Source organism: Streptomyces sp. NPDC051109 (genome assembly GCF_044455885.1).
Taxonomy (GTDB): Bacteria; Actinomycetota; Actinomycetes; order Streptomycetales; family Streptomycetaceae; genus Streptomyces.
The window spans coordinates 501,832-515,026 of sequence record NZ_JBITFF010000004.1 but is presented as its reverse complement, the minus strand read 5'-3'; the positions used below and the strand labels follow the sequence as shown (position 1 = coordinate 515,026).

At 72.8% G+C, this 13,195-nt stretch carries 11 protein-coding genes and 1 rRNA gene; 6 read left to right on the top strand and 6 right to left on the bottom strand.

The window, feature by feature from the left end:
* The first annotated feature begins 140 nt into the window (after positions 1-140).
* Positions 141-257, top strand: a 5S ribosomal RNA gene (gene rrf, locus ACIBAD_RS11125).
* A gap of 93 nt (positions 258-350) precedes the next feature.
* On the opposite strand, the gene ACIBAD_RS11120 is transcribed toward rrf, so the two are convergent.
* Genes ACIBAD_RS11120 through ACIBAD_RS11095 form a run of 6 tightly spaced genes read right to left on the bottom strand, consistent with a single transcriptional unit; the run spans position 351 to position 6,454 of the window.
* Positions 351-947 (bottom strand): Uma2 family endonuclease, encoded by a 597-nt coding sequence (locus tag ACIBAD_RS11120; RefSeq protein ID WP_134075700.1) that lies wholly within the window; start codon positions 945-947, stop codon positions 351-353.
* A gap of 49 nt (positions 948-996) precedes the next feature.
* Positions 997-2,307, bottom strand: a complete 1,311-nt coding sequence (locus ACIBAD_RS11115; protein WP_398905915.1) for a DUF58 domain-containing protein — start codon at positions 2,305-2,307, stop codon at positions 997-999.
* Positions 2,307-3,269, bottom strand: coding sequence for an AAA family ATPase (locus ACIBAD_RS11110; RefSeq protein WP_398905913.1), 963 nt, complete (start codon positions 3,267-3,269; stop codon positions 2,307-2,309). The genes ACIBAD_RS11115 and ACIBAD_RS11110 overlap by 1 nt, the downstream gene beginning before the upstream one ends.
* Positions 3,266-4,489 (bottom strand): DUF4350 domain-containing protein, encoded by a 1,224-nt coding sequence (locus ACIBAD_RS11105; RefSeq protein WP_398905911.1) that lies wholly within the window; start codon positions 4,487-4,489, stop codon positions 3,266-3,268. The genes ACIBAD_RS11110 and ACIBAD_RS11105 overlap by 4 nt, the downstream gene beginning before the upstream one ends.
* Entirely contained in the window at positions 4,486-5,166 is a 681-nt protein-coding gene (locus ACIBAD_RS11100; RefSeq protein ID WP_398905909.1) for a DUF4129 domain-containing protein, read from the bottom strand. Before ACIBAD_RS11100 ends, ACIBAD_RS11105 begins: the two co-directional genes overlap by 4 nt.
* A gap of 7 nt (positions 5,167-5,173) precedes the next feature.
* Entirely contained in the window at positions 5,174-6,454 is a 1,281-nt protein-coding gene (locus ACIBAD_RS11095; protein ID WP_398905907.1) for a hypothetical protein, read from the bottom strand.
* Between the two features lie 233 nt (positions 6,455-6,687).
* Between ACIBAD_RS11095 and mtrA the strand changes: the two genes are divergently transcribed.
* The 5 genes from mtrA (at position 6,688) to hpf (ending at position 13,088) form a co-directional block, all read left to right on the top strand.
* The gene (gene mtrA / locus ACIBAD_RS11090) at positions 6,688-7,377 is read left to right on the top strand and encodes a two-component system response regulator MtrA (protein WP_189973359.1); all 690 of its coding nucleotides are present in this window, start codon (positions 6,688-6,690) and stop codon (positions 7,375-7,377) included.
* Between the two features lie 97 nt (positions 7,378-7,474).
* The gene (gene mtrB, locus ACIBAD_RS11085) at positions 7,475-9,415 is read left to right on the top strand and encodes an MtrAB system histidine kinase MtrB (RefSeq protein WP_134075950.1); all 1,941 of its coding nucleotides are present in this window, start codon (positions 7,475-7,477) and stop codon (positions 9,413-9,415) included.
* Positions 9,405-11,258: an LpqB family beta-propeller domain-containing protein gene (locus ACIBAD_RS11080; RefSeq protein ID WP_398905904.1), complete on the top strand. Its 1,854-nt coding sequence runs from the start codon at positions 9,405-9,407 to the stop codon at positions 11,256-11,258. Before mtrB ends, ACIBAD_RS11080 begins: the two co-directional genes overlap by 11 nt.
* Before the next feature lie 120 nt (positions 11,259-11,378).
* Positions 11,379-12,131, top strand: coding sequence for a phosphoribosyltransferase family protein (locus ACIBAD_RS11075; protein WP_134075694.1), 753 nt, complete (start codon positions 11,379-11,381; stop codon positions 12,129-12,131).
* Between the two features lie 261 nt (positions 12,132-12,392).
* A complete protein-coding gene (hpf, locus tag ACIBAD_RS11070) occupies positions 12,393-13,088 on the top strand; it encodes a ribosome hibernation-promoting factor, HPF/YfiA family (RefSeq protein WP_398905902.1) in 696 nt (231 codons plus the stop codon).
* Positions 13,089-13,195: the final 107 nt, after the last annotated feature.

Genomic DNA, 13,195 nt, shown 5'->3' with positions numbered 1-13,195 from the left:
CCAGATGTGGAAGCCCGGTAACGGGTGGAGCTGACTGGTACTAATAGGCCGAGGGCTTGTCCTCAGTTGCTCGCGTCCACTGTGTTAGTTCTGAAATAACGAACAGCTGTGATATAGCCAGCGTTCAAATTTCATAGTGTTTCGGTGGTCATAGCGTTAGGGAAACGCCCGGTTACATTCCGAACCCGGAAGCTAAGCCTTTCAGCGCCGATGGTACTGCAGGGGGGACCCTGTGGGAGAGTAGGACGCCGCCGAACAATCATTGTAGAAAGCCCCGTACCGGGTATCCGGTACGGGGCTTTTCTGCGTTCTGGGCCCGTTTGGCGCGCACGTAAGAGGTTCCGCCCTCCTCACCAGTCGGCGGGGTAGCTCTTGAGGCTGGTGGTGTCGAGCGTCCAGCGGCCGACGGTGACGGTGTCGCCGAAGGCGTACGGGACCTTCTTGCGGTAGCGGATGCCGTCGGGCCCCTCCGAGGGCTCGCTGTGCACTGTGACGGTCTTCTTTTCCTTGCGGGGGTCGACGACGACGTAAAGAGGGACTCCCATCCGCGGGTAGTCGTGCAGCTTGTCGCGGATGTCGGTGTGGGAATTCGTGCGGGAGACGACCTCCACCACCATCAGGACATCGCGGGAGTTGACGACCTTTGCCGTGTCGTCCGTGTCTTCCTCCGCGAGAACCATGAGGTCGGGGATTTTGGTCAGGCCGGTCACCGGGTCGCCCATGTTCGTGTCGTTGAGGGCCATGACCTCGGGTGTCTGGGCCTCGATCTGGCGGCGCAGCCGCACCACGTTGAGCCCATGCGGAGCCGTCGGGCTCATCATCGTGAGGAAGATCTGACCGTCGGTGGTCTGAACCTTCCACTGGTCTTCCTGGTGCTCGGCCAGCTCCGCGAGCTGCTCCGCGAAGTCGTGCATGCGGCGCATCTGCTCGGGGGTGAAGTCGGCCATGGTGGTCCTCCTGGTGGGTGCCCCACCAGCGTAGCCAGTCGGACACCCCCTAGAGGCGGCCGGCGGCCTTCAGGGACAGGTAGGCGTCGGCCAGGGCCGGGGCCAAGGAGTCCGGGGTGGCGTCGACCACGTGGACTCCGTGGCGGGACAGCTGGTCCGCGGTACGGCGGCGGGTGGCCTGCGACTGGGTGCCGGCCGCCGCCTCGTAGACCGCGTCGAGGGTGCCGCGGGACCCCGTCATCTCCTCGACGCGGGGGTCCGCCACCGAGGCCAGCAGGACGGTGTGGCGCTGCGTGAGGCGGGGGAGGAGCGGGAGCAGGCCTTCCTCTGTCGGGGCGGCGTCCAGGCCTGTCAGAAGGACCACCAGCGATTGGCGGGGGGCGGTGCGCAAGATGGTGGAGACCAGCGTCCTGGCATCGGTTTCGACGAGCTCCGGTTCCAGCGTCGCCATGGCGTTGACGAAGGCGGGGAGCACGTCGCCGGCCGAGCGGCCCTGGACCTGGGCGCGGGTGCGGCGGTCGTGGGCCAGCAGGTCCACGCGGTCGCCGGCGCGGGAGGCGAGGGCGGCCAGCAGCAGGGCCGCGTCCATCGCCGAGTCCAGGCGGGGTGCGTCGCCGACGCGGCCCGCCGAAGTGCGGCCGGTGTCCAGGCAGATCAGGATGTGCCGGTCGCGTTCCGGGCGCCAGGTGCGGACGGCGACCTTGTGCTGGCGGGCGGTGGCCCGCCAGTCGATCGAGCGGGTGTCGTCGCCGGGGACGTAATCGCGGAGGCTGTCGAACTCGGTGCCCTCTCCGCGGGTCAGAACGCTCGTGCGGCCGTCCAGTTCGCGCAGACGGGCCAGGCGCGAGGGGAGGTGCTTGCGGCTGGTGAAGGGCGGCAGGACCCGGACCGTCCAGGGGACGGTGTGGGTGCCCTGGCGGGCGAGCAGGCCGAGCGGCCCGTACGAGCGGACCGTCACGCGGTCGGCCCGCCGGTCTCCGCGGCGGGTGGGCAGCAGCCGGGTGGTGATCCGGCGGCGTTCGCCGGCCGGGATCGCCAGGGTGTGCCGGGAGGCGTCGGTCTCGGTGCCCGGGAGCCAGCTGCTGGGCGGCCAGGCGTCGCGGACGCGGGCGCGCAGCGGGCGGGTGCCCGGGTTGGTGACGGTGAGGTGGACCTCGGCGGGCTCCCCGAGGCGCACGGAGGTGTCGCCCGAGCGGGCGAGGGTGAGTCCGCGGACCGGAGCCGCGAGGGCGTAGTCGACGGCGCAGGCCAGGGCGAGGGTGCCGTTGACGGCGAGCATCCCCGTCCAGCTCGGTTCGAGGATGCCGACGGGGATGCTGCCGAGGGCCGCCAGCAGGGCGGCGCGTCCGGTGAGGGCCATCAGCGCGGGACGGGGACGTGGGACAGGATCGCGGTGATGACGGCGTCGGCCGTGACCCCTTCCATCTCGGCCTCCGGGCGGAGCTGGACGCGGTGGCGCAGGGTCGGCAGGGCGAGGGCCTTGACGTCGTCGGGGGTGACGTAGCCGCGGCCGGTGAGCCAGGCCCAGGCGCGGGCGGTGGCCAGCAGGGCGGTCGCGCCGCGCGGGGAGACGCCGAGGGTGAGGGAGGGGGACTCGCGGGTGGCGCGGCACACGTCGACGACGTACCCGGCGATCTCCGGGGAGACGGACACCTTGGCGACGGCCTCGCGGGCGGCTTCGAGCTCGGCCGGGCCGGCCACCGGGCGCAGGCCCGCGGCCTGGAGGTCGCGGGGGTTGAAGCCCGCGGCGTGCCGGGTCAGGACGCCGATCTCGTCCTCGCGGGAGGGCAGCGGCACGGTGAGCTTGAGGAGGAAGCGGTCGAGCTGGGCCTCGGGGAGGGGGTAGGTGCCCTCGTACTCGACGGGGTTCATGGTGGCGGCCACGAGGAACGGCTCGGGCAGCTTGCGCGGCATGCCGTCGACGGTGACCTGGCGCTCCTCCATGGCTTCGAGGAGGGAGGACTGGGTCTTGGGCGGGGTCCGGTTGATCTCGTCCGCGAGGAGGAGGTTGGTGAAGACCGGGCCGTTCTGGAAGGAGAACTCCGCGGTGCGGGCGTCGTAGACGAGCGAGCCGGTGACGTCGCTGGGCATCAGGTCCGGGGTGAACTGGACCCGCTTGGTGTCGAGTTCGAGGGAGGCGGCGAGGGCCCGTACGAGCAGGGTCTTGGCGACGCCGGGTACGCCTTCGAGGAGGACGTGGCCGCGGCACAGGAGGGCGACGACGAGACCGGTGACGGCCGAGTCCTGGCCGACGACGGCCTTTCCGATCTCGGTGCGGATCGCTTCCAGGGAGGAGCGGGCGCTGTCCGTGGTGGCCGTCATGAGGTGCGGACCTCTCTTTCGAGGGCGTCGAGGTGGTCGGCGAGCGCGACGAGCGCCGCGTCGGTGGTGGGTGTGGTGCCGAAGAGGAGGCCGCTCAGGTCCGGGTGGCCCTCCGTCAGGCGGGAGGACACGGCGGAGAGCAGGGCCGCGGGGTCGTGGGCCTGGGTGGGCGGTACGCCGACCAGGGCGGCCAGGCGTTCGCGTGCCGCGGCGCGCAGGACGGTGGCGGCGCGGTCGCGGGCGCCGGCCTTGCGGTAGAGGCGGGCCCGGCCCTCGGTGGTCTCGGAGGCGCGGATGGCGACGGGCAGTTGCTCGGTGACCAGGGGGCCGAGCCGGCGGGCGCGCCAGAGGGCGGCGAGGACGGCGGCGGCGAAGAGCTGGAGGAGGGCCCAGCTACAGCCGCGGGGGAGGAGGTCGAGGAAGCTCTGCTCCTGGGCGGGGCCGTCGTCCTGGACCTCGGCGAGGGAGGGCAGGTACCAGACGAGGTCGGGGCGGGAGCCGAGGAGTTGGAGGGCGAGGGAGGCGTTGCCTTCGGAGGCGAGCCTCTTGTTGAGGAGGATCGTCTCGGAGCCGAGGAGAACGGTGTCGCCGCCGGGGGTGCCGGAGGGCAGCACGAGGAGGGTGGGGTGGCCGTCGCTGCGGTAGCAGGCCGTGCCGGTGGCTCCGTCGGTGGTGTAGCGGTGGTCGCCGCCGGTGGAGGCGCGGCCGGCGGAGACGGCGGCGGGCAGGGGGCAGCCGGGGTCGAGGATCTGCTCGAAGGCGGTGCCCTCGGTGCGGGCGGCGGGGGCCAGGTCGGGGAGGCTGATGCTGCTGGGGGCGAGCAGGACGGTGCGGCCGCCGGAGAGGTCGATGGCGGAGCGGATGGCGCGGCGCTGGGTCTCGCCGAGCCGGTCCGGGCCGGTGACCAGCAGGGTGGTGCCGGGGCCGGCCGCGGCGGCGGCCTCGCGGGCGGTGGTGACGACGCGGGTGGTGACTCCGCGGGCCTGGAGCAGCTCGGCGACGGCCCGGCTGCCGTCCGGGTCGGCGGAGCGGGGGTCGAGCCGGCCGTGCCGGCTGCCGGACGCGAGGGCGGCGAGCGTGACGGCGGCGACGAGCAGGATGCCGAGGCAGATCAGGAAGCCCCGCCCCCGCCGCCACGCGGCGCGGGGTGTCGTGCGGGGCGTGCCGGTGGCCTGGGCGGCGGTCGGGGCCGGGGTGGGGGCCGGGGTGGGGGCGCTCATGACCGGGGGCCCGTCAGGAGGGGCTTCGCGTGGGTCAGGGTGAGGTCCAGGGTGCGCAGGTGGGCGTACATCTCGGCGGTGGCGGGGCGGGAGCCGTACGTGACGTCGTCGAAGGTGCGGGCCGCGGAGCGGAGGGCTTCGGCGTGGTCCGGCAGTGCGGCGGCGGCTTCGGCGGCCGCCTCGTCGGCGGTGCGGCCGGGGCGGGGGTCGAGCAGGGTGCGCTCCTCCAGGGAGCGGACGACGGCCCGCATGCGCTCCTGGACGGCTTCGGTCCAGCGGCCGGCGGCGGCGTGCGCGTCGGCTGCGGTGCGGTGGTCGGCGGCGCTGCGCAAGGCGTCGTCGAAGACCCCGGCCGTGCCGGTGGCGGTGCGGCGGGGGGAGCCGAGCCGCCACCACAGGGCGGCGACGCCGAGGACGACCAGGGCGGCGATCGCCACCAGGCCCAGGGTGCCGCCCGGGGTGGCTCCCGAGGCGTGGTCGAAGAGGTTGCCGACCCACTCCCAGAAGCGGTCCAGGGCGCGCTGGAGCAGGCCCGGGTCGTCCTGGTGGTAGAGCGGCTTCGACAGCTCGCGTTCGGCCGCCTCGCGGGCGGGGTCGCGCGGCGTCGTCACCGGTGGTTTCTCCGCGGTCGGCAGGAGCGCCGCGGAGCGCGTGATGAGGCCCCCCGTACTCATCATCGGTGCATCAGCCTCCGGTCGGCGGTGCGGCCGGGTCCGAGCCGTAGTCCTCCAGGCCCGCCGCCCGGGCGAGCTCCAGGTCGAGGGCCTCGCGGCGGATGCGCTGGTCGACGTACAGGAGGACGGTGACGCCCGACTGGATCGGCATGGTGATGGTCTGCGCGATGACGGCGCCGACCGCCGAGAGGATGAGCGGGGCCCAGCCGGTGGCGGCGGTGCCGTTCTCCAGGGCGGTCGGTCCCGCGTCGGCGAGGCCGATCGCGAGGCCGACGGCGGTCAGCGGCCAGACGATGACGGCCGCGACGAAGGTGGTGATGAGGCCGGTCAGGGCGGTGATGCCGAAGATGCGCCACCACGAGCCCTGGACGAGCCGCGAGGAGCGGCGCAGCGAGGTGGCCACGCTGCTCTTCTCCAGCATCAGCGCGGGCGAGGCCAGGCTGAACTTGATCCCGAGCCAGAGGAGGAGCGGGAGGGCGGCGAAGCCGCCGAGGAGGCCGAGGCCGACGCTGCGCAGGGCGATGCCGGGCAGGATCAGCACGCCGACGAGGAGGGCGCCGCCGATGCCGAGCAGGAGGGTCAGCCCGAGCAGGCGGAGCAGCTGGGGGCGGGCCTCGCGCCAGGCGGTGCCGATGGTGGAGCTGTGGCCGAGTACGGCCCGGCTAAAGATCATCGTGAGCATGGCGGTGGCCACGATGGTGCCGATGAGCTGGATGAACCCGTTCGCGACCAGGGCGAGCATGGTGCTGCCGAGGGTGTCGACGAGCTCGCGCAGGCTCGGTTCGTCGTTGGAGGTGACGGGCAGGTCGGAGAGCGTGTACTTCTGCACGAGCACGCTGATGACCTGGACGACGGTGGCCACGACCAGGGTGATCGGCAGGACCGAGCGCCAGTGGCTGCGCATGGTGGCGACGGCGCCGTCGAGGATCTCGCCCAGGTCCAGGGGGCGCAGCGGGATCACTCCGGGCTTGGCGGCCGGGGGCTTGCCCCACTGGCCGGGGCCGCCGGGATGGGCGTACCGGCCGCCGCCCTGGCCGCCCTGGGGGCCTGCGTACGATCCCCAGCCCGTGCCCGGCTGCGGCTGCTGTCGCGGCGGCTGCGGGGTCTGGGGTGCCTGGGGGGTGCCGGGGCTGGACCAGTCGCCGGGCGGCGGCTGCTCGGCGGACCACTTCGGCCCGCCGGCGGGCGGCTGCTGCGCGCCCTCGGTGCCGTCCTGGCCGTCGTGTGCGCCCGGCCGCTCGCCGTCGGACGGGGAGGGTCCGGGCACGGCCCAGCCCGGAGAGTCGTTCATCGTCGCTCCTTCACGTGCACTGCGGGGCGGGGGCGCTGGTCGGCTGCCATCGTGCCACGTGGGAACGTTGAGCGGACCGGCCGTCCCCCCGGATCTCCGGCAGCCCGCGCCTTCAATTGTCGCCCGGATCCGGGGCAGACTGGTCGCCCTGATCTCCACGCAGGTCCGAGGGGCGATTTCCAGCCCTTTTGGCTGTGGGACAGCTCACCGCCAGGTAACGATTAGCTAATGGGATGATGTCAAGCATGAAGGGACGAGTCCTTGTCGTCGACGACGACACCGCGCTGGCCGAGATGCTCGGCATTGTGCTGCGTGGAGAAGGTTTTGAGCCGTCGTTCGTAGCGGACGGCGACAAGGCACTGGCTGCCTTCCGCGAGGCGAAGCCGGATCTCGTGCTGCTCGACCTCATGCTGCCCGGACGGGACGGCATAGAGGTCTGCAGGCTGATCCGGGCCGAATCCGGCGTGCCGATCGTCATGCTCACCGCGAAGAGCGACACGGTGGACGTCGTCGTGGGCCTGGAGTCCGGGGCCGACGACTACATCGTCAAGCCGTTCAAGCCGAAGGAGCTGGTGGCCCGTATCCGGGCCCGCCTGCGCCGGTCGGAGGAGCCCGCGCCCGAGCAGCTGGCCATCGGTGACCTGGTCATCGACGTGGCCGGGCACTCGGTCAAACGCGACGGCGCCTCGATCGCCCTGACCCCGCTCGAGTTCGACCTGCTGGTCGCGCTCGCGCGCAAGCCCTGGCAGGTGTTCACCCGTGAGGTGCTGCTGGAGCAGGTCTGGGGCTACCGGCACGCGGCGGACACCCGCCTGGTCAACGTGCATGTGCAGCGGTTGCGCTCCAAGGTCGAGAAGGACCCGGAGCGCCCCGAGATCGTCGTGACGGTGCGCGGTGTCGGCTACAAGGCCGGACCGAGCTGACGTGCCGCCCGGCAAGCCCCGCAGCGGCTCTCGCCGAGGAGTCCTGCGGGGAGGCCGGCAGCTCCGTCAGATGGCCGACGGAGCGCCGGGCGGTCCCGTGCTGCGGTTGTTCGTACGCCTCGTACGACGCCCGCTGCTTCCGGCTGTCCGGTTGTGGCGGCGCAACATCCAGCTGCGCGTGGTCGCCGCGACGCTGCTGATGTCGCTGGCCGTGGTCCTCGCGCTGGGGTTCGTGGTGATCGCCCAGGTCAGCAAGGGGCTCCTCGACGCCAAGGAGGAGGCCGCGCAGAGCCAGGCCGCGGGCGGGTTCGCCGTCGCGCAGGAGAAGGCCAACGCGCCCTCGGCGGTCGACGGGCCCGACGCCTCCGACAACAAGGTCGGCCGGGACGCCAGTACCTGGATGAACTCGCTGGTCAAGCAGCTCGCCAGTGGCGGCCAGACCGCGTTCGAGGTGGTCGCGCTCGGCGCCGGCCCCGATGCGGGCGGACAGCCGAGCGGGCCGTTCGTCTCGGGCGTCAAGGGCGCCCGGGCCTCGGGGAACGTGGACCCGACGGCGAGCGTTCCCGCGGCACTGCGCCGGGACGTCAACCACGCGACCGGGACCTTCAAGACCTTCTCGCAGATCCGGTACACGGCCGGGTCCGGGGACAAGGCGCCCGAGCCCGCGCTGGTCGTGGGCAAGCGGCTCACCGACATCAACGGGGACCCGTACGACCTGTACTACCTCTTCCCCCTCACTCAGGAGGAGGAGTCCCTCAACCTCATCAAGGTCACCATCGCCACCGCGGGCGTGTTCGTGGTCGTGCTCCTCGGCGCGATCGCCTGGCTCGTGGTACGGCAGGTCGTGACGCCCGTGCGGATGGCCGCCGGGATCGCCGAGCGGCTCTCGGCCGGGCGGCTCCAGGAGCGGATGAAGGTCACCGGCGAGGACGACATCGCCCGTCTGGGCGAGGCCTTCAACAAGATGGCGCAGAACCTCCAGCTCAAGATCCAGCAGCTGGAGGACCTGTCGCGGATGCAGCGCCGGTTCGTCTCCGACGTCTCGCACGAGCTGCGCACGCCGCTGACGACCGTACGGATGGCAGCCGATGTCATCCACGACGCCCGGGTCGACTTCGACCCGATCACCGCCCGCTCCGCCGAGCTGCTCGCCGGGCAGCTCGACCGCTTCGAGTCGCTTCTTGCGGACCTGCTGGAGATCAGCCGGTTCGACGCGGGGGCGGCGGCCCTGGAGGCGGAGCCGATCGACCTGCGGGACGTCGTGCGCCGGGTCATCGACGGCGCCGAGCCGCTCGCCGAGCACAAGGGCACCCGGATCCGGGTGCTGGGCGACACCCAGCCCGTCATAGCCGAGGCCGACTCCCGGCGCGTGGAGCGGGTGCTGCGCAACCTCGTCGTCAACGCCGTGGAGCACGGCGAGGGCCGCGACGTGGTGGTCCGGCTCGCTTCGGCGGGCGGGGCCGTCGCGGTGGCCGTCCGGGACTACGGGGTCGGGCTCAAGCCCGGCGAGGCCACCCGCGTCTTCAACCGCTTCTGGCGGGCCGATCCGGCGCGGGCGCGTACGACGGGCGGTACGGGCCTGGGCCTGTCCATCGCCGTCGAGGACGCGCGGCTGCACGGCGGCTGGCTCCAGGCGTGGGGCGAGCCGGGCGGCGGTTCGCAGTTCCGGCTGACCCTGCCGCGGACCGCGGACGAGCCGCTGCGCGGATCCCCGATCCCGCTGGAGCCGGAGGACTCCCGGGCCAACCGGGCCAGGGCCGCGGCCGACGCGGCGGGCTCGAAGGCGTCCCCGAAGGCGCAGCAGGGCCCCGGCCGGGGCGACCGGTCGCCGATTCCGCCGCGGTCGGCGGTCGCCGGTGCGCTGCCGGTGCCCGCGGACCCGACGGCCCTGCCGGGCAACGGGTCCCGCGTCGTGGCCCGCCCGGCCGACCCCGACCAGGCGGCCGCCGACCAGGCGGTGTCGGAGCGCGCCGGCGACACCGGTGCGGAAGCCGAGCAGACAGCAGCAGCACAGGAGGATGGCGCAGGTGGACGCTGAGCCCGCACGGGTGCGCAGGGACGGCCGCCGCCGGTGGCGGACGGTGCGGGCGTACGCCTTCGGCGCGGCCGGGCTGCTGCTGGCGGGCTGCGCCTCCATGCCCGACCACGGCGAGATCCGCGAGGTGAAGGCCTCGCAGGGCGTCGATTCGCAGGTGCGGGTCTTCGGGGTGCCGCCGGCCGACAAGGCCGGTCCGGCGGACATCGTCGACGGCTTCCTGGAGGCCATGACCAGCGACGACCCGCAGCTGCAGACCGCCCGCAAGTACCTCACCGAGGAGGCGGCGAAGAACTGGAAGCCCGGTTCCGCCGTCACCGTGCTCTCCGCGGGCATCGACCGGTTCTCCGTGGGCAACGAGAAGGACGCTCCGGGCCCCCGCTGGAAGATGACCGGCAAGAAGCTCGCGACGGTGGACGAGCGCAGCGCGTACCAGCCGGAGCCGCCGGGCCGGCGCTACGAGGAGTACCTCCAGCTGGTCCAGGAGAACAAGCAGTGGCGGATCGCGACGCCGCCGAGCGGCCTCGTGCTCAGCGAGTCCGACTTCCAGCGCATCTACATGCCGGTCAACAAGTACTACTTCGCGGGCGGCAGCCTCGTCGCGGACCCCGTGTACGTGCGCCAGCGCAGCGATCCCGACTCGCGGATGGACCCCACCACGCAGACCGTGCAGTCGCTGCTGGCCGGTCCGTCCAAGTGGCTTGGGCCCGTGGTCACTTCGAGCTTCCCGACCGGTACCGAACTGCGGGAGGGCACCAAGTCCCTCGCGTACGACGGGCAGAACGTGCTGAAGGTGCCGCTCAACGACAAGGTCGACAACGTCGCGCAGCCGCAGTGCGAGAGGATGGCCGCGCAACTCATGTACACCGTGCAGGATCTGACGTCTTCGCGGATGGCGCGGGTCGAGCTGCTGCGCTCGGACCGGTCCTCGCTGTGCTCGGTGACCGAGGTGGCCGCGGCGACGATCGCCCACCGGCCGCCGGTCCCCGAGTACCAGTACTACGTCGACAGCGAGAGCCGGTTCGTCCGGATGAAGCTCGACGTCACCAGTGAGGACCAGCAGTACCGGCCGGAGCAGGTGCCGGGGCCGCTGTCCCCCAGCGCGGGGAATCCCGGGTTCAAGGTCGGCTCCGCGGCCGTCTCGTACGACGAGAAGCGTGCGGCGGTGGTCTCCGAGGACGGGCACGGGCTGTACCTGGTGAACCTGACGACGGCCGGGCCCATGCCGCAGCCGGCGCTGACCGGCAAGGGCGCCAAGCCGAACGGGCTGGGAGCGCCGAGCTGGGACGCGGCGGGCGACCTGTGGATCGCGGACCAGGATCCGCAGAATCCGGCGCTGTACCGGGTGCCGGGCGGGACCGGTATCCCGCAGAAGATCGACGTGGCCGGGCTCGACGGCGGGCGGATCATCGGGCTGAAGGCCTCGCCGGACGGGGTGCGGATCGCGCTGCTGGTGCAGTCGGGCAACAGCAAGAACCTGTACATCGGGCGGATCGAGCGGCCCGAGGGCAAGGGCGACGCCGTGGCGGTGTCGGTGCGCGAGCTGCGTCCGGCGGCCCCGCAGATGGCCAGCGTGACGGCGCTGAGCTGGGCGCCGCGCGGCCGGCTGCTGGTGGTGGGCCGGGAGAACGGCGGGGTCGTGCAGGCCCGGTACATGCTGGCCGACGGGTCGATGGTCGCGGCGAGCCTGCCCGGCGCGACGGGGCTGGACGCGGTCGCGGCGACGGAGGACGAGAAGAAGCCGGTGGTCGCGCACTCGGACGAGGACGGCATCGTGTGGCTGCCGCCGGGGGCGCAGTGGCGCACGGTGGCGCCGGGCGGCCGGGCCCCGGTCTACCCCGGCTGAGCTGCTCTTCCGCCGTGGTTCCCCCGTGATCGCGGCGGGCTTTCGGCGTCATTCTCGCGGCCCGCGGGACGTTGTCCACAGGGGTGGCGGGGCGAGCGGACGGCCCGGCACAGTGGACGGATGCGGGGGTGGTGGCAGGAGCTCGCCGGGCTGGTCCTGCCGGCCGGCTGCGGCGGCTGCGGGGCTGCCGGGGTGCTGCTGTGCCCCGCCTGCGCGCAGACGCTGAGCGGGGCCGCGGCGGGCCGTGTGCGGCCGTCTCCCAGCCCCGCGGGACTGCCCGCGGTCTATGCGGCCGCCGCGTACGAGGGCGCCGTACGGGAGGTCGTACTGGCCCACAAGGAGCGCGGGGCGCTGCCGCTGGCCGGGCCGCTCGGCGCAGCCCTGGCGGCGGCCGTGGGGAGGGCCGTCGGCGCGGGTGCGGCCTCCGTGGCGGCGGGGGAGGAGCTGGTCCTCGTACCCGTGCCCTCGGCGCGGCGGCAGGTGCGGGCGCGGGGGCACGATCCGGCGCGCAGGACCGCCCTGGCGGCCGCGGCGCTGCTGCGGCGGGCCGGTGCGTGCGCCCGGGTGGCGTCCGTACTGCGCCATGTCCGGCCGGTGGCCGATCAAGCGGGCCTGGGGGCCCGGGAGCGGTGGGAGAACCTCACGGGGGCGCTGGGGGTGTGCCGCGGGGGCGCGACGGGGTTTCCGGCCACCGCACGGATCGTGCTGGTGGACGACTTGATCACCACCGGGGCCACACTCGCGGAGGCGGCCCGGGCGCTGCGGGCGGCGTCGATCGGTCCGGTGGCGGGGGCGGCCGTCGTCGCCGCACCGGCAGGATCCTTCGTACGAAATCGGTCGACAACCCGTACAGAGCAACGCTCTTGTGAATAGATTTGGAACTCTCGGGGAAGGCGCATCGTTGCAGGTAGTAAGAGAGAACAGCCACCTGAACGGAGGTACGGTCCGGTAGCGGGTGCCGACAACCGGCATGGAGGGATATGTTCGGTTGTAAGGAACTGGCGAGTCCTGGCCACACGCACCGGATCGGGAGGTGAATGTCGCCAAGTCCGTGGCTCCGGTGTTCACCGGGGCCTGGTGCGAAAGGGAGACGCTTCGCCCCTGAGGCGGAGCTATCCGGGAACGGAGTTCTGCGTGGACATCGTCGTCAAGGGCCGCAAGACCGAGGTGCCCGAGCGGTTCCGCAAGCACGTGGCCGAGAAGCTGAATCCCGAGCGGATCCAGAAGCTCGACGCCAAGGTGATCAGCTTGGACGTCGAGGTGTCCAAGGAGCACAACCCGCGCCAGGCCGACCGTTCCGACCGCGTGGAGATCACCCTGCGTTCGCGGGGCCCCGTGGTCCGCGCCGAAGCCGCCGCCACCGACCCGTACGCGGCGCTCGACCTGGCACAGGAGAAGCTGGAAGCGCAGCTGCGCAAGCAGCACGACAAGCGCTACACGCGCCGTGGCAACGGCCGGCTCTCGGCGGCCGAGGTCGCCGACGTCGTTCCCGGCGTGGCCCGGCTCAACGGCAGCGGCCAGCCGGTCACGGAGGAGCCGGGGGACGCGATCCCGACCACCCGGATCGGATCGCTGGAAGTACAGGGCGAAGGCCCGCTCATCGTCCGCGAGAAGACGCACTCCGCGGCGCCCATGCCGCTCGACCAGGCACTGTACGAAATGGAACTGGTCGGCCACGACTTCTACCTGTTCGTCGACTCCGACACGAAGATGCCGAGCGTCGTCTACCGGCGCCACGGCTATGACTACGGCGTGATCCACCTCAATGCCGACGAGGCCTCCAGCTCGGGCGAGCCCGGTTCGGGCGCGGGCGGGGCGCTCGGCGGCTGACGCCGCGTCCTGATTTTCGGTGAAGTGCCCCCGGGGTCGCCGCGGCGTCCCCGGGGGCCCCTGTATGTCTCGTATGCGTCAGGTGGCCGTCGCGGGCTCCCCGCCGG